Annotated in this window: 18 protein-coding genes; 7 read left to right on the forward strand and 11 right to left on the reverse strand. The window is 72.9% G+C overall.

From position 1 onward, the window contains the following. Window positions 1-195 precede the first annotated feature (195 nt). On the forward strand, window positions 196-813 hold the full coding sequence (locus ACWC9R_RS05260) for an MBL fold metallo-hydrolase (protein ID WP_450729039.1): 618 nt from the start codon (window positions 196-198) through the stop codon (window positions 811-813). 30 nt (window positions 814-843) lie between these two features. Here the strand turns inward: ACWC9R_RS05260 and ACWC9R_RS05265 are convergent, their stop codons facing one another. Next, window positions 844-1,317 carry a MarR family winged helix-turn-helix transcriptional regulator gene (locus ACWC9R_RS05265; RefSeq protein ID WP_450729040.1) on the reverse strand — a complete coding sequence of 158 codons (474 nt, stop codon included), beginning with the start codon at window positions 1,315-1,317 and terminating at the stop codon, window positions 844-846. Window positions 1,318-1,374: 57 nt separating this feature from the next. Between ACWC9R_RS05265 and ACWC9R_RS05270 the strand changes: the two genes are divergently transcribed. From ACWC9R_RS05270 to ACWC9R_RS05280, 3 genes are all read left to right on the forward strand, one after another. Then, complete coding sequence (locus ACWC9R_RS05270) at window positions 1,375-2,205, forward strand: alpha/beta fold hydrolase (protein ID WP_450729041.1); 831 nt, start codon at window positions 1,375-1,377, stop codon at window positions 2,203-2,205. Between the two features lie 81 nt (window positions 2,206-2,286). Then, window positions 2,287-3,060, forward strand: coding sequence for a DUF72 domain-containing protein (locus ACWC9R_RS05275; RefSeq protein ID WP_450729042.1), 774 nt, complete (start codon window positions 2,287-2,289; stop codon window positions 3,058-3,060). A gap of 52 nt (window positions 3,061-3,112) precedes the next feature. Beyond that, entirely contained in the window at window positions 3,113-3,397 is a 285-nt protein-coding gene (locus ACWC9R_RS05280) for an acylphosphatase (RefSeq protein WP_450729043.1), read from the forward strand. Between the two features lie 33 nt (window positions 3,398-3,430). Here the strand turns inward: ACWC9R_RS05280 and ACWC9R_RS05285 are convergent, their stop codons facing one another. The 8 genes from ACWC9R_RS05285 to ACWC9R_RS05320 form a co-directional block, all read right to left on the reverse strand. Beyond that, entirely contained in the window at window positions 3,431-4,828 is a 1,398-nt protein-coding gene (locus ACWC9R_RS05285) for a lanthionine synthetase C family protein (RefSeq protein WP_450729044.1), read from the reverse strand. After that, complete coding sequence (locus tag ACWC9R_RS05290) at window positions 4,825-7,968, reverse strand: lantibiotic dehydratase (protein WP_450729045.1); 3,144 nt, start codon at window positions 7,966-7,968, stop codon at window positions 4,825-4,827. Before ACWC9R_RS05290 ends, ACWC9R_RS05285 begins: the two co-directional genes overlap by 4 nt. A 93-nt stretch (window positions 7,969-8,061) precedes the next feature. Then, complete coding sequence (locus ACWC9R_RS05295; protein ID WP_362601760.1) at window positions 8,062-8,202, reverse strand: hypothetical protein; 141 nt, start codon at window positions 8,200-8,202, stop codon at window positions 8,062-8,064. A gap of 231 nt (window positions 8,203-8,433) precedes the next feature. Further along, complete coding sequence (locus tag ACWC9R_RS05300; protein WP_450729046.1) at window positions 8,434-9,462, reverse strand: UDP-N-acetylmuramate dehydrogenase; 1,029 nt, start codon at window positions 9,460-9,462, stop codon at window positions 8,434-8,436. Between the two features lie 186 nt (window positions 9,463-9,648). Next, window positions 9,649-10,956: a hypothetical protein gene (locus tag ACWC9R_RS05305; protein ID WP_450729047.1), complete on the reverse strand. Its 1,308-nt coding sequence runs from the start codon at window positions 10,954-10,956 to the stop codon at window positions 9,649-9,651. Window positions 10,957-11,251: 295 nt separating this feature from the next. After that, complete coding sequence (locus ACWC9R_RS05310; RefSeq protein ID WP_450729048.1) at window positions 11,252-12,538, reverse strand: MFS transporter; 1,287 nt, start codon at window positions 12,536-12,538, stop codon at window positions 11,252-11,254. A 226-nt stretch (window positions 12,539-12,764) separates the two neighbouring features. Continuing rightward, window positions 12,765-13,772: a 2-hydroxyacid dehydrogenase gene (locus ACWC9R_RS05315; RefSeq protein WP_450729049.1), complete on the reverse strand. Its 1,008-nt coding sequence runs from the start codon at window positions 13,770-13,772 to the stop codon at window positions 12,765-12,767. After that, a complete protein-coding gene (locus tag ACWC9R_RS05320; RefSeq protein ID WP_450729050.1) occupies window positions 13,769-14,938 on the reverse strand; it encodes a lactate 2-monooxygenase in 1,170 nt (389 codons plus the stop codon). The genes ACWC9R_RS05315 and ACWC9R_RS05320 overlap by 4 nt, the downstream gene beginning before the upstream one ends. Window positions 14,939-15,049: 111 nt before the next feature. Here ACWC9R_RS05320 and ACWC9R_RS05325 point away from each other — a divergent pair, with 111 nt between their 5' ends. After that, window positions 15,050-16,327: a PucR family transcriptional regulator gene (locus tag ACWC9R_RS05325; RefSeq protein WP_450729051.1), complete on the forward strand. Its 1,278-nt coding sequence runs from the start codon at window positions 15,050-15,052 to the stop codon at window positions 16,325-16,327. A gap of 73 nt (window positions 16,328-16,400) precedes the next feature. Here the strand turns inward: ACWC9R_RS05325 and ACWC9R_RS05330 are convergent, their stop codons facing one another. Continuing rightward, a complete protein-coding gene (locus ACWC9R_RS05330) occupies window positions 16,401-16,862 on the reverse strand; it encodes a MarR family winged helix-turn-helix transcriptional regulator (RefSeq protein ID WP_450729052.1) in 462 nt (153 codons plus the stop codon). Between the two features lie 102 nt (window positions 16,863-16,964). Between ACWC9R_RS05330 and ACWC9R_RS05335 the strand changes: the two genes are divergently transcribed. Then, window positions 16,965-17,813 (forward strand): SDR family oxidoreductase, encoded by an 849-nt coding sequence (locus ACWC9R_RS05335; RefSeq protein WP_450729053.1) that lies wholly within the window; start codon window positions 16,965-16,967, stop codon window positions 17,811-17,813. A 22-nt stretch (window positions 17,814-17,835) separates the two neighbouring features. On the opposite strand, the gene ACWC9R_RS05340 is transcribed toward ACWC9R_RS05335, so the two are convergent. Then, on the reverse strand, window positions 17,836-18,723 hold the full coding sequence (locus ACWC9R_RS05340; protein WP_450729054.1) for a phenylalanine 4-monooxygenase: 888 nt from the start codon (window positions 18,721-18,723) through the stop codon (window positions 17,836-17,838). A gap of 783 nt (window positions 18,724-19,506) precedes the next feature. Here ACWC9R_RS05340 and ACWC9R_RS05345 point away from each other — a divergent pair. Continuing rightward, complete coding sequence (locus ACWC9R_RS05345) at window positions 19,507-20,586, forward strand: sugar ABC transporter substrate-binding protein (protein ID WP_450729055.1); 1,080 nt, start codon at window positions 19,507-19,509, stop codon at window positions 20,584-20,586. Window positions 20,587-20,600 lie beyond the last annotated feature (14 nt).

Consider the following 20,600-nt stretch of genomic DNA (forward strand, 5'->3'; position numbering starts at 1 on the left):
TCCGGAAGCAACGGCTCGATCCGCGCCCACTGCGCATCTGTTAACGGCACACCCAGACCAACGACCAGCTGATCCAAACGAAACTGCCTAGCCGGGTCAAGCCGCTCCCGCCGTCGCCGCCGGGGTGCCGGTGGGCGCGGCCGACGCCATGGCACCGTGCTGACACCCGCACCCCCGACGCGTACTCTCCGCAGGATGCGCCTCACCAAGTACACCCATTCCTGTGTCCGGCTGGAGCGTCCGGGGGGCGGGACCCTGGTCATCGACCCCGGCATCTGGAGCGAGGCGCGGGCGCTGCCCGGTGCCGACGCGGTCCTGGTCACACACGAGCACGCCGACCATGTCGACGTGCTGCGGCTCAAGGGACTCGGCGTGCCGGTCTTCGCGCCCAAGGGCGCGGACTTCGGCGGCCTCCTGGACGTCATCGAGGTGGAGCCCGGCGAGGAGTTCAGCGCGGCCGGCTTCGCCGTCACGGCACACGGCGGCCGGCACGCGCGGATCTACGGCGACCTCCCGGACTGCGCCAACCTCGGCTACCTGATCGACGAGCGCCTCTACCACCCCGGCGACTCGCTCCATGTGCCGGACAGACCGGTGGAGACGCTGTTCGTCCCCGTGCAGGCCTCGTGGCTGCGCACCTCCGAGGCCATCGACTTCGTCCGCACGGTCAGGCCGGAGCGCGCCTACGGCATCCATGACGCACAGCTCAACGAACGGGGCCTGCACAGCGTCAACGGCTGGCTCGGCCAAGAGGCGGGCGGGTGCTACCGCTGGGTGCCTCCGGGTGAGCTGACGCCGTGTTCGCGAGGGTGAGGGTGCGCCCGGGGAGGCGCCCCGCGTACCTCAGTCCACCTCCACCTGGTCGAAGAGCGCGAGCATCTCCGTGAGCACCCGCACGCACGCCCGCACGTCGGAGTCGGTCAGATTCCCCTGGACGTGACGGAGCAGCGCGTGCTCGCGCGCGAGTACCGCGGTGATGGCTGCCCTGCCCTCATCGGTCAGCCGGATCAACGAAGAACGCTGATGTGCCGGGTTCGGGGTGATCTCGACCAGCTTCCGGTCAGCGGCGTCGTTGACCATGCGCTGCACGAACTGCCGGCTCAGCGCCTGGGCCCGGCCCATCTGAGGGACGGTCATGGGGCCCTTGTCGCGCAGCAGGTCCAGGACGGCGCGCACGCCGACGGACAGTCCCTCTACCGGCGCGGCCTGTTCGACCTTGCGCTGTACGCGTCGGTACAGGGGCCCCACGAGGTCGAACACCTCCGTGAGCCGGTGGGCGAGGTCGTCGGGGGCGAGGGGCAGTTCGATGTCGGTCACCGCTCCAGAATGACACCTCAGTTGCCAAGTGATGGCCAATGTGACACCTTGGTTGTCATGAGTGATGTCTTAGCCATGCGTTTTTTCGAGACCGGGGGCGGCCGCCTCGCCTACCGCGACATCGGTGCCGGGCCCCCGGTGGTGCTGCTGCACGGCGGCTTCCTGGACAGCGGCATGTGGGATGACCAGTTGGCGGCCCTCACGCCGGACTTCCGGGTGATCGCCCCGGACGCCCGCGGCCACGGCGCCTCCTCGATCGCGACCGGAGCGTTCCGGCACACCGACGATCTCGCCGCGCTGCTGCGGCACTTGGACGTCGGCCCTGTGGTCCTCGTCGGACTCTCGATGGGCGCGGGCATCGCGGTGGACACCGCGCTGGAGCACCCCGGGCTGGTGCGCGCGCTGGTCGTCAGCGGTGCCGGGACCAGCGAGCCGGAGTTCCACGACCCCTGGGTCAAGGGCATCGTGGCCGAGCAGGACCGCGCCCTGGCGGCCGGTGACGTCGCGGGCTGGATCGACGCCTTCATGTTGTTCGCGGCCGGCCCGTGCCGCACGCTCGACGACGTCGACCAGGACGTCGTACGACGGCTGCGGGCGATGGCCGAGCGGACGCTCGCCAAGCACACCGGTACCGAACCGGACTGGCAGCTCCCCGTGGCAGACACCTGGGCGCGGGCGGCGAAGATCACCGTTCCGGTGCTGGCCCTCAGCGGTGCCATCGACGCGCCCGACCAGATCGGCATGGGGGAGCGCCTGGCGCGCGGTGTCAGCCATGGCCGGGCCGAAACCATCGACGGCACCGCGCACTACCCCAACATGGAACGCCCGGACGTCTTCAACGAGTTCCTGGGGGAGTTCCTGCACACCGTGGGTGTGCCGGCGCGCTGACGGGGGTCGGGGCCCGCCGTGGTGGCTGCGGCCCGGGGCACGGCTGATACGCCGCACCCCGGACCGGGCAGGGATGCGGGCATGACCGTTCTCGTCGGAACCTCCGGCTGGCAGTACAAGGACTGGCGTGAGGTGCTGTACCCGCCGGACCGGCCGCAGCGGCGGTGGCTGGAGGAGTACGCGCGGCACTTCGCCACCGTCGAGAGCAACGCCGCCTTCTACCGGCTGCCCGAGGAGAAGACCTTCGCGGACTGGCGGGACCGGACCCCCGAGGGGTTCGTGATGGCCGTGAAGGCGAGCCGCTATCTGACCCACATCAAGCGGCTGCGCGATCCGGAGGAGCCGGTCCGGCGGCTGATGTCGCGCGCCGCCGCCCTCGGGCCCCGGCTCGGGCCCGTCCTGCTCCAACTGCCGCCCACCCTGCGGGTGGACGCCCGGCTGCTGGACGACTGCCTCGGCTGCTTCCCCGCCGGCACCAGGGTGGCCGTGGAGCCCCGCCACGCCTCGTGGTGGACGGAGGAGATCCGCGCGGTGCTGGAGCGGCGGGGTGCCGCGCTGTGCTGGGCGGACCGGGGCTCCCGGCCCGTGACGCCCCTGTGGCGGACCGCCGACTGGGGGTATGTGCGCTTCCATGAGGGCCGCGCGGACCCCTGGCCGCGCTACGGCGGGCAGGCGCTCACCACCTGGGTGCGGCGGATCGCCGACACCTGGCCGGACGGTGCCGACGTCCACACCTACTTCAACAACGACCCGGGCGGGGCGGCCGTCCGCGACGCCTCCCGCTTCGCCCGTGCCGCCGCGGCCGCCGGACGCTCCGTGAGCCGTGCGCCGTCCGGGCGTGGCGCCGCCCGGTGACCGTGGGGCGGGGGAGGGCCATCGAGGGACGAGGTGACGAGGTGAGGCACGGATGATCCGCAGACGGGTGGTGGTCTCCGGAGAGGTGCAGGGCGTGTTCTTCCGCGACACCTGCCGACGCACGGCCGAGGCGTCCGGGGTGGCCGGCTGGGTGCGGAACCTGCCGGACGGGACGGTGGAGGCCGTGTTCGAGGGGGAGCCCGAGCGGGTGCGGCAGCTGGTCGACTGGGCGCACACGGGCCCGCCGTCGGCCACCGTCGACGCCGTGTCCGTGCGGGAGGAGGAGCCGGAGGGGCTGACGGGCTTCGCGATCCGGCCGACGGCGGGAGGCTTCTGACCGGGGCGGGGTGCGGGCGCCGCCCCGCCGCGGTCAGCTCATGAGGAAGGCGGCGTCCCAGCCGTTCCCTTCCTGCGGAGCGGCTCCCCGGCGGGCGTCCGCGTAGTCGGCCAGGACGAGGGCGATTCCGGCGGCGCCGTCCAGCAGCCCGGGGTGGTGCACCCGGTGCGGCGCGGCCGCGAACGGGTCGGCGGGCGGCACAACCTGACGGTAGCCAAAGGGAGTTCGGGTGTCGCACTCCGCCACGAGCTCCCCGGCGAGAGCGTCCGCCGTCGCCCACCACTCGGTGCGCCCCGTGGCGACCGCCATCCGGCTCACGGCGTGCAGGACGCCCGCCCGGCCGTGGCAGAAGCCCGGGTCGGCGGCCACGGCGGCGTCGTGCGGGCGGCGCACCAGACCGCTGACCGCATCCTCGGCCAGCGCCGTCAGCCGGTCGTCACCCAGCGCCCGCCCGGCCAGATACAGGGCCCAGGCGATCCCGGCCGTCCCGTAACACCACCCCGGGCGGCTCCGCGCCCCCGCCTCCCGCCAGGACGCCGGCGCCTCCGGCCGGGAACCCGCCGTCTCCGGATGCGGGACGCGGCCGGGCCACCGCATGCCCAGGCCGTCGGTGTGGCCCACGCTCACCACCCAGTCGGCCATACGGCGGAGGGCGTCCGGCATGCCGTGCACCCGGTGTCCCGCGCGGTAGGCCAGGGACATAAGGGCGAGGGGGCCGCAAATCCCGTGGGCGGCACCGACGTTGAGGTCACCCTTCGGGAACTCCGTGCGGTCCCGCGGGACGGGATACCGGCCGGGGGCGCACCACCACCCCGGCACCTGGAGGCCGTCGTCCGCCACGGGGGACCGTACGGGAAGGGTCATCCCGACCAGGAAGGAGAGGACGTCGCCGAGCGCGCGGGCGCACCGCTCGTCGCCGTGGTCGGCCGCCGACAGCAGGGCGCGGCCCTGGCCCGCCAGGCCCGAGATCGCGTCGTAGTCCTCGGCCGCCAGCCCCGGTCCGTGCTCCCGCCGCCGCGCCACCAGCCGGGCGACGCGGGCCCGGACGTATCCGGCGTGGACCTCGGCGCAGCGGGCCAGCAGCCGGGCGTATCCGCCGTGTGCCTCGGCGTGCAGCCGGGCGGGCAGCAGCAGATCACCGACCGCGGCCGGGCCCGCTTCGGTGGTCGCGGCGACGGCGGCGGCGAGGTGGGCGTGCCCGAGCGCCGCGTGCCGTGCGTCGTTCCGGGCGCATCTGATGTGCAGCAGCGCGACACCGGGGTGCCCCAGCAGCAGTGACGCGGGCTGCCAGGCGGGCTGCAGCAGTTCCGGTGGCAGCGCGGCGAACGCCGCACGGGCGGTGCCGGCCACCTGCTCGGGTGAACTCAGCAGACCGGCGACACGGAGGGCGAGGTCAGACGCCGCGTCGCACAGTGCGAGAGGTGCGCTCATCCGGCGTTCCGCCTCCTGCCGAGCCACAGCGACAGCGCCTCACGGGCCGTCACCTGCGCCGTCAGTTCCTGTTCGCGCCGCGGTCCGAGCAGCCGGTTGCAGTGCATATGGGCCAGGCTCAGGGCGATCCGCGCCGTCCGGCCGGGGTCCGTCCCGGCGGCGGACAGCGCCTCGCGCAGGCCGGCCAGCGCCGGGCCGCGGCTGCTCCACCCCACGCCCCACCCGTCCGCCGCGGCCGGTGGCCGGGGCCGGCCCCGCGCGTCCAGCAGCGCCGCGACCTCCTGCTTCCGGGCCCGCGGGATCTCTCCCCGGCGCTCCAGCACCGACGGGCTGCTGAGCCGGTCGAGCGCCTCCTGCGGGGAGCCGAGACGGGTGAGGATGTCGAGGATGCCCAGCGCGGCCGACGCCGACGGATCGCCCAGCTGGTCGGGGGCCATGGCCAGCAACCTGACGACGGACTCGCTGTCGGCCTGGAAGACCCGCTCGGCGTGCCCGAGGGCGGCCGGTCCGCCGTACCGCTCGACCTCGGGCTCGTAGGTGTCCAGGACCACCTTCCCGAGGAGCCCCGCCTCTGTACGCGCCCGTGCCCAGGAGTGGAGTTCGGGCAGCAGCACCGGCCACAGGGACTCCGGCGTGCCGTGGAAGCGCAGCCGGAGGTGCGGTTCGGGGTCCTCGTACCGGAGGAAGAACCAGCGGTCGACGCCCGCCTTGTGCAGCAGTCCGGGGTCGGTGAGTGTCCCGAGGTGACGGGTCAGCACCTCCGGCTGGCGGGCCGTGGGTACGTAGAGCTTCGCGTAGAGCCACTCGCCACCGGGCAGATGGCCGCGCGCGCCCGGGAGGCCGCCGTCCGGGCCCGCCGTCGGGAGCGGGGCCGGCGCCGTCCCGGGGGCGTCCCGCCGGATGCGGTCGCCGGTGCCGCGGCCCGTGGGCCGGGCGAGGACGGGGAAGACGAACTCGGCGGCGTGCGGCCCCTCGGGCCCCCCGAACCACTGCCGTCCGGCCCGGCCGCCGACCTGCTCCACCACGGTCAGCCCGGCCGCCCGCCGCACCTCGTCACGGAAGACGGCCAGCTGCGACGGGTCGTCGAGGTCGGCCGCGACGCGGTGGTCGGCCTTGGCGAGCAGTACCCGCCGGGGGACGTCCCAGCGCCGCCGCCACCGCCCCACCGCCGTCCGCCACTCCTCGTCCCCCTGGCCGGCCGCGGCGCGCAGGGCCCGGTCCGGCAGCCAGCGCGCCGGGGACAGCACCGTCCGGCCGTACCGCACCCGCGGCAGCGCGGGAGCCGCGTGCCAGCTTCCCCAGCTCCACGGCGCGCAGAAGGACCGGCCTTCCTGCCCGAGTTCCAGCAGGAACCGTGCCACGTACGGCAGATGACCGTTGCCCGGGTAGAGCATCGAGTACGAGAGCGGCCGCACCCCGCGGCCGGTCGTGGTGTCGACGAGCCGGAGGCGCTCCGGGTCCGCCCGCACCGCCAGGTTCTCCAACCGCAGGTCGTGCGCCGTCTCCGCCGCGGCGGGCCCGACACCCAGCGGGATGCGGTGCGAGAGCCACTGCGGTACGGCGGACACATTGGCCGCACGCGCCACCCGGGGCCGGTAGGCGACACAGGCCGGGATCTCGTCGTCCGGGGCGCCGCGCTCCGGGTGCCGGGCCAGATCCCGGATCTGCGCACCGGACCGGCCGAGCACCGGCGCGAACCGGCTGAACATCGCCCCGGCCAGCGGCGACACCGCCTGCGGAGCGAGCACCAGACGGAAGTCCCCGTCGCACAGGGCGTCCCGGTCCGGCGCCACCAGCTCGGCCACCAGCTCCATGCTCGGCGGGGCCGGCCCGCGCTCCGCGGGTTCCAGGGCGCGGACGGTCTCCTCGTCGAGCACCACTTCCGGTGTGCCCCGGCGGGCCGCGTCCATCAGCAGCTCGCCGAGGACCCGGTCGCGCGCACCGGACACGGGGGCGGGCTCGGCGGTGGGCTGCCGGTAGGCGCGCGGCAGCCCCAACCCCCGTGCCTCGTCGAGCAGTTCCAGGACCGGGACCGGCCGTTCGGTGCCGTACCGTTCGAGGAAGGCCAGGTGGTAGTCGCGCAGCTGCGGATTGCCGCGCTGGACGGGGGAGGTCCGCCACAGCACCGTCGCGGCCTGCGCCACCTCCCGGGCCACGTCCCGCGGCAGGGTAAGCCGTATGCCCAGGGACAGGTCCGTCTGGAGGACGTCGGACGCCGGCCGCAGCGCCCGCATCCGTGCGGAGACCGCGGCCCGCCGGGACCGCCGTGCGCCCGGCGGGTCGGCGTCCAGGGAACGTAACTCCCCGTGAATCGCGCACAGTTCACGGGCCGCCGGGTGGTCGATCCCGTGCAGCCGGTCCCGTACGTGGTCGAGGGGCGCGGTGCAGTCGGGCGGCGGCGTCAGGTCGGTCAGCAGGAAGTGGCCGCGCACGAGCTGCCCGACGGCCGCCTCGACCGCCCCGTCGGGAGCCTGTGGGAACTGCCGCCCGGCCTCCTCGACCAGCCGGGGAAAGGGGGTGGGGCGTGCCGCGGCCGCCAGGAGGTGCCGGACCACCCGGGTATGCCGCACCGACCCCGTCACCTGCCGTTTCCCGGTGCGGTCATGGTGGTCGACCAGCACCAGACGGCCGTCCCGGACGGTGTGCAGGTTGTTGGCCGTGAGCCGGGCACGCTCCAGTACGGCGGGGGCCTCGCGCAGCGTCTCCAGCACGTCGTCCAGCCAGGCCGCGTCGGGCCGGGTCACGCTGCGCCCGCCGCCGACCGCTTCCCCCGCGGACGCCGCTCCGAACCCGGCGAGACCGACCCCCGCGAACAGGCCGAACGGAGTGGGGCGGTGGGACATCCGTGAGTGGTACTTCGTCAGCGACAGCGCGATACGGCGCAGCGACTTGAGCCGCAGCCGTTCCCCGGCGACGACCCGGTCCACCTCGGGGGCCAGGCTCGGACCGGCCAGGCCGACCGCTTCCATGAGCCGTGGGTCGGCGGCGAGCCGGGTGATGTGCCGGCGCAGCCGCTCCTCCTCGGGCGGGGCCTCGCCAGGCTGCCGGACCGGGGGCTCGTCCGGGGGCAGGGGGAGGGCCGCGGCCCGTACCAGGGCCACCGTCCCGCACTCGAAGGCCACCTCAGCCGCACCGCTCATGTCCGCCCCCGCCCCGTTCCCCTGCCACCGCCTCGGCCGGCATGGGTGCGGGGTGCTGCGGGACGGCCTCCCGCAGCACCCCGCACCCATGTCTCAGCAAGGCCAGGTGGTGGGCGAGCAGACCTGCGTCATGAGCTGCGGGTCCTGCGCCTTCACGGCGGTCTCGGCCGGCTCCATGAGGTCCATGTCCAGGTCGAGGTCGAATTCGTCCACGCTGATGGCGACGTTCTCCATGATCCCCTCCAAGAAAGATAATTCAATTCCGGAGTATTTCCGGTTGTTGCGGCGATATGGCGCAACCGCCGACGTATTCCATCCAAGGCCGCGGACCGGGGTCAAGCACCTTTGATCTTTGGCTGAGGACCAACTCCCGTGCTGCGGGCCTGTGTTAGGTTGCGCCCCACCTCGGTGCCCCGCGCGGCCTGCGCCGCCTCAGAGAGAAGTCGAGTTCAGAGGAAGCCGAACTCAGAGGAAGTCGAGCTCGGAGGTCAGCCGGACCCCCGTGCGGCGCAGCACCTCCTGCTGTACGCGCTCGATCGCCCGGGTGAAGCCGGTGGCGGTCGCCCCCTCGTCGGCGACCAGGGTGTAGTGCCGCGAGGAGACGCGCACGCCGGTGCCGACCGGGCTGTTCAGCTCGAAACCGGCCTGCCGGATGAGCCAGCTCGCACTGACCCGGGTCGAGCCGTCGGGGAACCGGTTCACCGGCGCACTGCGCGTCCGCAGGCCGTCGGCCTGCGCCGGGGTGATCTCGGGGCTGAGGAACACACTGCCGACCGACCGGTCATCGGCGCCCGCGCAGCCCAGCACCATGCCCTTGCTCCGCCGCACGGCGAGCACCGCCTGGGCCGCCTCGTCCAGGGGCACCCTGCTCCCGACCGGGACATCGAGCGCGGCGGCGACCGTACGGTAGGTGACCGGCGCGCTCAGTTCGGACCGGCGCAGCGCGAAGACCAGGGTCAGCAGGGTCCACCGGCGGGAGTGCTTGAAGACGCTGGTGCGGTGGCCCAGACCGCAGGCCGCGGCGTCCAGGGTGACCCTGCGGCCCAACTCCCAGTCCCACGCGGTCACTTCGACCAGACAGTCGGCGGTCTCCTGGCCGTAGGCGCCGACGTTCTGGACCGGTGTGGCGCCCGTGGTCCCGGGGATGCCCACCAGCATCTCCATGCCCGTGAGGCCCTCGGCGATGGTGGTGTCGACCAGGTCGCCGAGGAGGTGACCGGCCTGGACCTCGACCAGCACCCGGCCATCGGCGGTGCCGCCGGTGATCCGAAGGCCCTTGGTGCTCATCCGCAGCACGGCGCCCGGGCATCCGGCGTCGCCGACCACCACGTTGCTGCCCTCGCCGAGACAGACCGGGCGGCCAGGGGAGGCGTCGGCCAGTGCGACGAACGCGGGGAAGTCCGCGGGGTCGAACAGCTCGCAGAGGACCGCCGCCGGACCGCCGAGGCCCAGCGTCGTCATCGGGGCAAGCGGTACCTCATGAGTGACTCGCATATGTTCCTGTTCTCCTGGATGCCGTTCCATGTCGAGGGTCATGTCCTGATGCGCGCGGGGGAGGGGCCACCCTCAGTGTGTGACGGGCGGGACGCAGGCCCGCGCCGCCGCACGGGCGGTGGGCGCGGCCGTCGCACGGACAATCGCGGAACGGCCCTGCGGGCAACGGCACTTGGTGGCCACGCCTCAGCCCGCCGCCCGCGCCGGGTCCACGGCCAGCAGATCATCGGCCCGTTGCACGACGTCGCGCGCCACCGCGGCGTCGTACCGCACGAACCGCCGCCGCAGCGCGGTCAGCCGCGCGTGGGCACGCTGTGAGCTGACGTTTTCGGCCAGGGACAGCGCGTCCGTGGCGGCCTCCGCGGCACCGTCGAGTTCACGGCACGCCAGCCGCGCCTCGGCCAGCGAGGCGCTGTGCAGCAGCAGATTGCGCGGCTGGCCGCCCCGCAGCAGCTCGATCCCGCGGGTGAGATGCCCCTCCGCCCGGTCCGGGCGCCCCAACTCCAGCCAGGCCCGGCCGGCATCGGCCACCATGACGGCGGGGGTGAGCCAGTACGCCCAGGGCGGCTCGGCCGAGGGGCCGCCCGCCCGGCTCAGCTCGGCGGCGTCGTCCAGGGCCCGCCGGCAGGCCGCCTCGTCGCCGAGACCGGCGTGCGCCCTGGCCTCGCGGGTGGCCAGCAGCGCCTGGCCGATGCCCATGTCCTCGTGCACCGACCCCTTGCGGGCGATCCGGATCAGCCGCAGCGCCTCGTCCGTCCGGCCGGCCCAGCCGGCCCGGTAGCTCATACAGGAGATGATGTACGCGGCGAGCGGCCGGTCGCCGGCCGCCCGAGCGGCGCCCAGCGCGGCCAGGAAGCGGGAGCTGCTCAGCTCGTCCATGCCCTGATCAGCCGTCAACCAGGCGGCCAGCTGGCCGAGTTCGGCGATGATGCGGTGCAGTTGCCGCCCGGTCGAGGCGTCGTAGGAGTACTGGGCGGCCAGCTTCTCCGCCCACTGGAGGTCCTGCAGCGCCCACTCCAGGACGAGCCCGCTGCTGCCGCTGTCGTCCAGCCGGCGCAGCTGCTGGATTCTCGCGGCCAGCACCTCGATCGCGACCGCGGGGATCTCGTCACCCCGCAGCCGCGAGGGCGGCGGCAGCGCTTCGTCGGCCAGCAGCCAGTCCACCGCCGCGGTCAGCGGTTCCTGGCCGGCCGGCCGCCGGCCGGGCGCCGCGCGGCGCCGCTGGGCGGGGATGCGCCGGCACTGCGGGGCCGCGGACGGGAAGTGCTGGGGCCACAACGCCTCGACCGCGATCGGCTCGCCGAGCTTGTCGGACAGGATCGTGGCGACGATGTGCGGCAGCCGGCGCCGGGGGCATGCGCCCTTCAGCCAGTTGTACGGCGCCTTGCTGCTGATGGTGCCGTTGCCGCACCGCCTGTTGATCTCCCGGGCCAGCCGCTCCGGCGGCCAGGACAGCCGCGCCAGACAGGTCGCTAAGACGGACGTGTCGTTCATCGGCGGAGAACCTCCGCCGCGGCGGCACCCGATGCGGAGGGACCGGGCGGAGCGGTGTGCCGGTCGGGTCGGAACGGTCCCGGCGACTGCCGAAGGCGCCGCGGAGCCGGACCGGACCGGAGGGGAAGGGGGCCGATGATGTGCATAGCTGCTTCCCACGCCCCCCTGCCGACAACTGCCCAGCAAAAGTAGGGATTCCCTGGGGTGGAGCGGCAAATCTGTGACGACTGACACAGGTGCTGCGCACGATGTGCAAGTACTTGACACGGGCAGCAAGCGGCGCCGTCCGAGACCGTCACACCCGGTCCAGTTCCCGGGCCGCGGCCGGTTCCCGTACGGCTGCCGGGCGCAGCGCCCGCCAGTAGAGTGCGACCCCGACCGCCAGCACGGCCACCGCGAACAGGAACGGCGCCTCGAACGACCCGCTCACCTGCGCCAGCCAGCCGGTGAGCAGCACCCCGCCCGCGGTGGCAGCCGTGTTGAGGAAGTTCATCAGCCCGCTGACCGCCCCCACCGTTCCCGGCGGTGCGAGCAGTCCGGGCAGCCCCCAGGCGACCGGGGCGGCGATGGCCAGGCCCGCCAGGGAGACCGACATCCAGCAGACCGCGACGGCCGGCGAACCGGCGCTCCCCGCGGCGCCGATCGTGCCGCCGAGCGCCAGACCGCAGGTCAGCACGGTCCTGCGGACCACCCACGGGTCGCGGCCCCGGCGGATCAGCCGGTCCACCAGCCAGCCCCCGAGGGTGAGTTCGGCGACCGTCGCCACCGCCCACGGGACCATCGCGTAGAAGCCGGACTGCAACAGCCGTACGTGGAACTCCCGCTGGAGGAACTCGGGCATCCAGGTCAGCACGATGTTGATGGTGTAGCCGTAGCAGGCGAAGCCGCAGGCCACGAGCCAGACCCGGCCGGAGCGCAGCGCGGAGCGGAACTCCCGCAGCCCGCCCCGGTCGGCGTCCCGTGCCCCGCCCCGGAGGATGAACTCCCGCTCCGCCGGCCGCAGCGAGCGGTACGCGGACGGCTCCCGGTAGCCCCACCACCACACGGCGGTGAACAGCAGGCTGAGCGCCGCGCTGAACAGGAACCCGGCCCGCCAGCCCCACTCGCTCATCACGAACGCCAGCACCGGGAACGCCACCATGTTGGCGAGCTTGGTGGCGCCGTCGAACAGGGCCGTCGCCATCCCGCGCTCACTGACCGGGAACCACGCCGCGGTCGCCTTGGAGGCGCCGACCATCGACGGCCCCTCGGCCACCCCGAGCAGCAGCCGCGCCAGGATGATGGGGCCGACACCGCCGGCCACCGCGGTCAGCAGGCCGGCGACGGCCCATAACGCGGACGCGATCCGGGTCAGCCGCGAGACGCCGAACCTGTCCACCAGCAGGCCGGCGGGTAACTGCACCAGGCAGTACGACCAGGTGAACGCAGAGAGCACCACCCCGAGTTGCTGGAGGTCCAGACCGAACTCGTCGGCGATCGAGGAGCCGGCCACCGAGATCGCCGTACGGTCAAGGAAGTTGACGACGATGCCGCCGGCGAGCAGTCCGCCGATCGCCCAACGGGTGCGTCCACGGGGTTCCACGAGCGTGCGCAGCCTTTCCTGGTGAAGCCTCTCCGGCACTCCGGAGCCGGTGCCGGGCGGACGCTACTCCTGTTGCCGAGGGGGCGGCCGTCGGGAGTGTCGAGAAATGGCGGTGGCGCGCCAGGAACGCGCCACCGCACCGCGCCGCACAGGTGTACGGGCCCGCTGGCCGGCACCCCGACAATGGCTGAAATTCAGGAAGGACCTGGTGCCCCGTCCGGCCCCGCTACGACACCACGTCCCGCAGTGGCTTGCCCTCCAGATGGTCGATGACGTTCTGCACGGCGGCCAGGGCGATACGGACCAGGGTCTCGCGGGTGACGCCCCCGACATGCGGGGAGAGGACCACGTTCGGGGCCCTGAGCAGACGCAGTGCCGCCGTGGGCGGTTCGGGTTCGAAGACGTCGAGACCCGCCCCGGCGAGCGTGCCCGCCTCCAGCGCGTCCGCGAGGGCGTCCTGGTCGATGAGGGCACCCCGTGCGGTGTTGATGACGAACGCGGTGGGCCTGAGGAGGGCGAGGCGCTCCGCGTCGAGGAGACCACGGGTCCGTTCGGTGAGCGGGGCGTGCAGGGTGACGTAGTCGGAGGTGCGCAGCAGGTCGTCGAGGCCCAGGTACCGGGCGCCGCCGAGACGGGCCTCGACCTCCGGCGCGGCGGCCCTCGGCCCCGTGTAGACGACGGTCATGTCGAACGCGACGGCGCGGCGGGCGACTTCCTCACCGATGTGGCCGAGACCGACAATGCCGAGGGTCTTGCCGGAGAGTTCGGTCAGGGACTGCTGGAGCCGCGGCAGCGCCCAGTCCGCCCGGACGAGGGCGGTGTGCGCCGGGACCAGCTGCTTGGCCAGGGCGAGCATCAGGGCGAAGGTCTGCTCCGCCACGTTCTGCTTCTCCGCGCCGCTGGAGCCGATGTTGCAGACCGGGATGCCCCGCTCCCGGGCCGCTTCCAGGTCGACGTAGTCGAAGCCGTGACTGGCGCACTGGACGAGCTCCAACTGCGGCGCGGCGGCGAGATGCCCGGCGGTGACCGGACTCAGCCCGGTGATCAGGAGCTGCGCGTCGCGCAGCGCCGCCGGGTCCTCGTCGGCCGACTCGACGACGGTGACCCGGGCCTGGCCGGGGAAGATGCCGGCCAGCGCGGCTCCGGCGGCACGGCCGCCGACATGCGGCGAGACGACGGCGAGAACGTTCTTCACGGCCTGCGGCTCCGGGGCCGGCTGCGGCGCGGTGGTCATACGGACTCCTCGGTCAGGTCGTCGGCGGTCAGGGTGGCGGGGCGGGAGTGCCCGGACAGTGCGAGGGTGAGGTCGAACTCGGCGAGCAGACAGCGCACCACATGCTCGACGCCCGCCTGGCCGTCGAGGCCGAGACCGTAGGCGTAGGGCCGCCCCACCAGCACCGACTGCGCGCCCAGGGCGAGCGCCTTGACGATGTCGTCGCCGGTGCGGATACCGCTGTCGAAGAGGACGGTGAGCCGCCCGCCGGCCGCCTCGGCGACCCGGGGCAGCGCGTCGGCGGCGGCGACGGAGCCCGCCACCTGACGGCCACCGTGGTTGGAGACGACCACCCCGTCCACACCGGCCTCGGCGGCCCGCAGCGCGTCGTCCGGGTGCAGGATGCCCTTGAGCACGATCGGCCCGTCCCAGTTCTCCCGCAGGAACGCCAGGTCGGGCCAGGTCTTGGCGGGGTCGGCGAACATCCCCACGAAGTGCCCGACGGCCGCGTTCGGGTCCTCGTGCACCGGCTTGGCGAGCCCGGCCTGGAACGCGGGGTCGGTGAAGTAGTTGGCGGTGCCCACACCGTGCAGGAACGGCAGATAGGCCTGGTCGAGATCGCGCGGCCGCCAGGCGAGCAGCGGGGTGTCGAGCGTGACGAACAGGGCGGTGTAGCCGGCCGCCTTCGCCCGGTTCAGGAAACTCCGGGTGACCTCGCGGTCCTTCGCCCAGTACAGCTGGAACCACCGCTCCCCGTCACCCATCGCCTCGGCGACCTGCTCCATGGGCGTGCTGGAGGCGGAGGACAGGATGTACGGCACGCCCTGGGCCGCGGCGGCCCGGGCGGCGGCGGACTCGGCGTCCGGGTGCATGATCGACAGCACCCCGACCGGCGCCAGCGCGAGCGGCGCGGGCAGCGCCCGGCCCCACAACTCCACGGACAGATCGCGCTCGTGCACATCGCGGAGCATCCGCGGGACGATCCGCCGGCGGTCCAGCGCGGCCCGGTTGGCGTCGGCGGTGCTGCCGGTGCCCGCGCTGCCCGCCACATAGCCGACCGGCCCGGGCCCGAGCCGCTGCTCGGCGAGCCGCTCCAGCCGGCTCAGATCCGTCGGCAGCCGCGGTACGGCGCCCGTCATGCCGTGGAGATAGATCTCGTACTGGAAATCCGCCCAGTGCTTCGCCATCCGTCCGCTCCGCCTCTCGTCGCTGCGACCGCGTGTCCCCCGCGATCCTGGCGACAGTGACAAGACCCGTCCACCGTCCTGCGCACAACACGCGGGTGGAATCATCACCCTGTGACAGAGGAACGGGACCGCGTCCGGCAGCAGCTGACCGCCGACCCACGGGTTGTGCCGGCGATCGTCGCCGCCGTCCGCGCGCAGGTACCGGCCTACGCCGTGCTCGACGGGAGCCGGCTCCACGAGGTACGGGCCATCGCCGCCTGGGCGCTGGACCGGCTGCTCCATCTCTGGGCCACCGACGGCGCGCTCACCCCCGCCGACCTCCGGCGGTTCCGCGGGATCGCGGCGGCGCGGGCCGCGGACGGCCGCCCGGTGCAGGCGGTGCTGCGCGCCTACCGGGTCGCGGCGACCGCCCTGACCGACGAGATCGCGGCCGCCGGGCCCCCGCTGGGAGCGGCGGACGCCTTCGCCCTCACCCGCATGGCGCTGACCACCCTCGACACCCTCGCCGAGGAGATGGCCACCGCCTACACCGCCACCAGCGAGGACCTGGCCGGCGACCGCGATCGCGCCCTGCGGCTGCTCCTCGACGACCTGATCACCGGCCGCCACGCCTCCATCGGCGCCCTGACCGACCGCGCCGCCCGCCTGGACATCCAACTCCCCGACCCGTACTGCCTGTTGGTGGCCGAACCCATCGACCAGCCCGGCCCCGCCCCGACCCAGGAAGCCGCCCTCGCCCTCCTCGCCGCGGTCACCGCTCCTGGAGAGCCGGGAGGGCCGGGAGGGCCCAGAGGCCCCGGAGTGCCCGGAGCCACCGGAGAATCCGGAGACCCCGGAGAGCACGAAGTCTCCGGAGCCCCTGGGGAACCCGCCGCCGCACCCGCCACCTCACCCGTGACGGTCCGTGGCTCGCGGTTCGTCCTGCTGCTGCCCGCCGCGGCCGCCGGCCGGGCACCGCAGGCCCTGCACGAGCGGGGCCTGCGCGGCTGCGCGATCTCGGAGGAGAGCCTGGACCGGATCGCCGTCGCCTACCGCCTCGCGGCCGACGCCCTCGACACGGCGCCCGCACACGCCCACCACCCCACGCGGGTCCTCACGGACGGGGACGCCCAGGTGCTCGCCCTCCTGGGCGGCCGCCCCGCCGTCACCCCCGAACACCTCAGCCGCCTGATCCTCGGCCCCCTCACCCAGCCCGGCCGCGATCACCTCATGGCGGCCCTCACCGCCTACCTCGACACCGGCTCCGCCAACGCCGCCGCCCGCAGACTCGGCCTCCACCCCCAGTCCCTCCGCTACCGCCTCCGCCGCATCAGCGACCTCACCCAACGTGACCCCCGCGACCCCTGGCAACGCCTCACCCTGGACATCGCCCGGACGATCGGGCTCTGAGATCAGGCATTGAGGGGGTGGCGGGTCCGGCAACCCGCGCAAGGGGCGGATCGACGCCCCGACCTCCGCCCCCTCAACCCTCCTTGTTGGCCTTGAGCTTCCGCCACACCGTGCTCAGCGCTTCGAGGTCCTCCTGGTCGAGGAGGTCGGTGAACACCGGGGCCAGGCAGGTGCGTCGGGTGGCGTCGGCCTCTTCGAAGAGGCGGTGGCCTTCCGGGGTGAGGGAGACCTCGACGGAGCGGGCGTCGCGGGCCGAGGGGGTGCGGGTGACGAGCCCGCGGCTCTGGAGGGCGTCCACGACGCGGGAGACCTGGCTGCGGCTGAGCATGGTGCTGTTGCCGAGCACCGAGGCCGGTACCGGTTCCGGGCTGGAGGCGAGCCAGAGCATCACCTCGAACCAGGAGACCGGCAGGTCGTGGGCCTTGCTCAGGGCGCGGTCCACGCGTTCGGTGAGGACGGTTCCGGCCCAGACCAGCCCGTAGAAGGCGTGATCGGCCACGGACATCTCGGCCTGGGTGAGCTTCCTTTTCGCCATGCGGCAAGGCTACCGGTTGCGTGTATGTGCACACAATGCTTATGGTGTGTGTACACGCACGTAAGTGCCGCAAGTCTTCTCCGTACGGCCGAAAGGTTCGCCATGTCTTCCCCCACGTCCAAGGTTGTTCTGATCACCGGCACGTCCTCCGGCATCGGCCTGGCCGCCGCGGTCGCCGCCGCACAGACCGGCTGGCGGGTGGTGGCGACGCTGCGCGACACCGGCCGCGCCGGCGCGCTGCGCGAGGCGGCCGGGGAAGCGGGGGTGGAGCTGGACGTCCGGCAGCTGGACGTCACCGACGAGGGCTCCGTCGCCGCCGCGGTCGACGGAGTGATCGCCGATTACGGCCGCCTCGACGCCGTGATCAACAACGCGGGTGCCGGACACCTCGGCACCCTGGAGAACGAGACTGTGGCCGAGGTGCGCACGGTGATGGAGGTGAACTTCTTCGGGGTGCTCCATGTCTCGAAGGCGGCACTGCCGCACCTGCGGGCCACCGGCGGCCGTCTGATCACCGTCACCAGCGTCGGCGGGGTCGTCGGCCAGCCCTTCAACGAGGCGTACTGCGCGGCCAAGTTCGCCGTCGAGGGGTACATGGAGAGCCTGGCGCCGGTGGCGGCCCGGCTCGGGGTGTCCGTGTCCGTGGTCGAGCCCGGCGCCGTGGCGACCGAGTTCGTCAACAACATCGGGGCCGATCTGTCGGCCGAGGTGGCCGCCGCCGGCCCGTACGCGGACGCGCTCCAGGCGTACCTGGACCGCACCGTCGCGCAGTTCCTCAACGGCGCGCAGACCCCCGCCGAGGCCGCCGGGACGGTGCTGGAGGCGCTCACCGCGGACCGGCCCGCGTTCCGCCTCCAGACCTCGGACTGGGCGCGGCAGTTCACCGGCATCAAGCTCACCGACCTGGACGGCTCGGCGGTGCTCGGCCTCACGGCCGGCTGGGTCGGCTGACCCGGGGGGCCGGACACCGGCCCTACGCCCGGTCCCGGGAGAGCGCCGGGACGCGCAGCCGGCGTGCGCTCTCGTCGTCGAAGTCCGCGCAGAACGCGCCGAGGACGTCTTCGAGATGCTCCAGGGAGCGGGCGGTGTAGAGGACGGGCTGGTAGCCGGAGATGCGGTACGGGGTGGCGGCCGCGGCGCGCGGGTCCAGGGGGCGGATCGTCCGCCGGTCGTGGGCGCCGATCTCGCCGTAGGAGGACAGGAGGGCGGCGCCGAAGGCCTTGGGTGTGCCGGATTCGGAGATCAGCCCGTATTCGAGGGTGAACCAGTAGACCCGGCTGAGGATGTCGAGGGCCTCGTCGGTCTCGGTGCGGTTGGCGGCCTGTCCGATGAGCCGGTAGAGCCGGGCCAGGCGCACGCTCGACAGATGGACACCGTGCCCGAAGACGTCGTGCAGGACATCGGGTTCGGGCGCGTACAGCGGGACCGCGGGGTGGCGGACGAACTGCACGGCGTGGAAGTAGCCGTGCTCCATCGCGCCCAGGAACCGCTCGTTGGGCACCACTCCGCCGGCCAGTGTGAAGGCGAATCCCGTACGGGCGGTGAGGGCGGCGCTGACCTCCGTGTGCTGGGGGATGCGGTCGGCGCGGATGCCCGCGTCCTCGGTCGCGTCCAGTACCGCGCGGCACGCGTGCGCGTGGTGTGCCGGGGCGAGGGCCCGGTGTACCGCCCGCCAGGTGCGGTGTTCGTCCTCGGTGTACGCAACGGCCGGGTAGGGCGCCCCCACGCGAAGCCCTTCGGCCCGCGCGGCCAGCGCGTCACGGCGGCGCCGGTAGGCCGGATCGCTGCGGCCGGGGTGCTGGTCCGGGAGCCCCAGCCGGCCGTCGGCGGAGATGGGGGTGTACTGCCACGCAGTGCTCATGTCCGTCACCTTGTTCGGCACAGGTGATACGGGCGCCGGCCGCAGACCACCGCCGGCCGCGGGGGAGCCGCGGGGCGCCCGGTCTCCAGGATCTCACCGAACCGGCCGGACGGCCGGATGAGTGGCGGGCCGCGGGGCATCGGCCGCCGTGGGCGTTCGCGGCCGCCCCGCGCGGAGAATCGGCACCGGAAAATCAAACCAAAGAGATTCTCTGGGAATTGCCATTGTTGTTACCGGAATTGGTGGTGGCACGGAAGCGGAAATGGGTGGCGGGGGTTCGCCGCCGGGGCGGTGCCGGTCGGCGTATCGACTGTCCCGGCCGGGGCGAACGGGGTCACGCCGCGGCCCGGTGACTCTCCCGGAAAGCTGTGTCCAGCATCTATATTCCTGCTGTTCCGCGCGGATGGGTCGGGGGAGGGGAAAGGACCGATCGTGCCCGGCGGTGCGTTGGCGGTCCGTGATGACCGTGCAACTCCGGCCATATTTGGGCTGGTTGACGATCCGGCCGGCGAGACGGGTGCAGGTGTTACCTTGCGTTACACTTCGGGATTCCGGGCTATGTTACCGGCCGGAAAACGGAACTTTCCGGAGTGATACGGAACGAATTGAACTTTTCGGTACTGTCCGGAACGCCCGCCGGATGACGGTGCTTCAGAGGGTCAACTCACAACTCACTTTCATATCGTTGTGACTTTGATTCTTGACGGTGGGGCGGGAGGTGTCGTTCACTTCAGCCGTTCTGGGCCGGTCAGGTCAGGGCGGCCCCTTTGGAGGTACCGGAAGATGAATGCAATAATGCGGCGTGCTCTCACCGGCGCGGTGGCGCTTTCGCTCGCAGCACCCTTGGCGGGCTGTGGCAGCGATCAGGAAGAGGCCGGTGCCGGCAAGGACTCCATAGGTCTGCTGCTCCCGGAGAGCAAGGCGGCCCGCTATGAGAAGTTCGACCGCCGTATCATTTCGTCGCGTATTGCATCGCTCTGCCTCGAATGCAAGGTCGACTACCACAATGCCGAGCAGCAGGTCGACACTCAGAAGAGACAGTTCGACGCCCTGGTGAAGAAGGGCGTCAAGGTCATCATTCTGGACCCGGTCGACGCCGCGGCGGCCAAGGAGTGGGTGGACTCGGCCGCGAAGAGGGACGTCAAGGTCATTGCGTACGACCGGCTCGCCGAGGGTGATGTCGCGGCCTATGTCTCCTACGACAACGAGCGGATCGGCCGGCTCCAGGCGCAGGGCATTCTCGCCGCCCTCGGTTCCCAGGCGGCCACCTCCGACATCGTCATGATGAACGGCTCGCCGACCGACCCGAATGCACCGGCCTACAAGAAGGGCGCCCATGACGTCCTCGATGGCAAGGTGAACAAGATCGTCTTCGAGAAGGACATCCCCGACTGGTCCGAGGCACGGGCCAAGAAGGAGATGACCGATCTCATCAACGCCGAGGGCGCGGAGGGCTTCGACGCGGTCTACTCGGCCAATGACGGGATGGCGGGCGGCATCGCCCAGGCACTCAAGTCGGCCGGAATCAAGAATGTGCCGGTCGGCGGCCAGGACGCCGAACTGCCCGCGTTGCAGCGCCTGGTGGCCGGCACCCAGTCCTTCACCATTTACAAGGAAGTCCGGCCGGAGGCCGAAACCGCCGCCGAAATCGCCTTCCGTCTGCTGCGCGGCAAGAGCATCAAGTCACTGACGACGACCACCGCCGACAGCAAGAGCAAGTCCGGTATCCCCGCCAAGCTGTTCAAGGCGCAGATCGTCACCAAGAAGAACATGAAGAACACCGTGGTGCGCGACGGCGCCGTGCGGACCGACCTGCTCTGCGAGGGCCTCACCAGCGCCTGCAAGTCCGTCGGCCTGGAGTGACCGTCTCCCGTTGA

The sequence above is a fragment of the Streptomyces sp. NPDC001219 genome, assembly GCF_053597915.1.

Coding starts and splice junctions, on each gene's coding strand:
- ACWC9R_RS05260 (WP_450729039.1), top strand. CDS start 196: ATGCGCCTCACCAAGTACACCCATTCCTGTGTCCGGCTGGAGCGTCCG.
- ACWC9R_RS05270 (WP_450729041.1), top strand. CDS start 1,375: ATGAGTGATGTCTTAGCCATGCGTTTTTTCGAGACCGGGGGCGGCCGC.
- ACWC9R_RS05275 (WP_450729042.1), top strand. CDS start 2,287: ATGACCGTTCTCGTCGGAACCTCCGGCTGGCAGTACAAGGACTGGCGT.
- ACWC9R_RS05280 (WP_450729043.1), top strand. CDS start 3,113: ATGATCCGCAGACGGGTGGTGGTCTCCGGAGAGGTGCAGGGCGTGTTC.
- ACWC9R_RS05285 (WP_450729044.1), bottom strand. CDS start 4,828: ATGAGCGCACCTCTCGCACTGTGCGACGCGGCGTCTGACCTCGCCCTC.
- ACWC9R_RS05290 (WP_450729045.1), bottom strand. CDS start 7,968: ATGAGCGGTGCGGCTGAGGTGGCCTTCGAGTGCGGGACGGTGGCCCTG.
- ACWC9R_RS05295 (WP_362601760.1), bottom strand. CDS start 8,202: ATGGAGAACGTCGCCATCAGCGTGGACGAATTCGACCTCGACCTGGAC.
- ACWC9R_RS05300 (WP_450729046.1), bottom strand. CDS start 9,462: ATGCGAGTCACTCATGAGGTACCGCTTGCCCCGATGACGACGCTGGGC.
- ACWC9R_RS05305 (WP_450729047.1), bottom strand. CDS start 10,956: ATGAACGACACGTCCGTCTTAGCGACCTGTCTGGCGCGGCTGTCCTGG.
- ACWC9R_RS05315 (WP_450729049.1), bottom strand. CDS start 13,772: ATGACCACCGCGCCGCAGCCGGCCCCGGAGCCGCAGGCCGTGAAGAAC.
- ACWC9R_RS05320 (WP_450729050.1), bottom strand. CDS start 14,938: ATGGCGAAGCACTGGGCGGATTTCCAGTACGAGATCTATCTCCACGGC.
- ACWC9R_RS05330 (WP_450729052.1), bottom strand. CDS start 16,862: ATGGCGAAAAGGAAGCTCACCCAGGCCGAGATGTCCGTGGCCGATCAC.
- ACWC9R_RS05335 (WP_450729053.1), top strand. CDS start 16,965: ATGTCTTCCCCCACGTCCAAGGTTGTTCTGATCACCGGCACGTCCTCC.
- ACWC9R_RS05340 (WP_450729054.1), bottom strand. CDS start 18,723: ATGAGCACTGCGTGGCAGTACACCCCCATCTCCGCCGACGGCCGGCTG.
- ACWC9R_RS05345 (WP_450729055.1), top strand. CDS start 19,507: ATGAATGCAATAATGCGGCGTGCTCTCACCGGCGCGGTGGCGCTTTCG.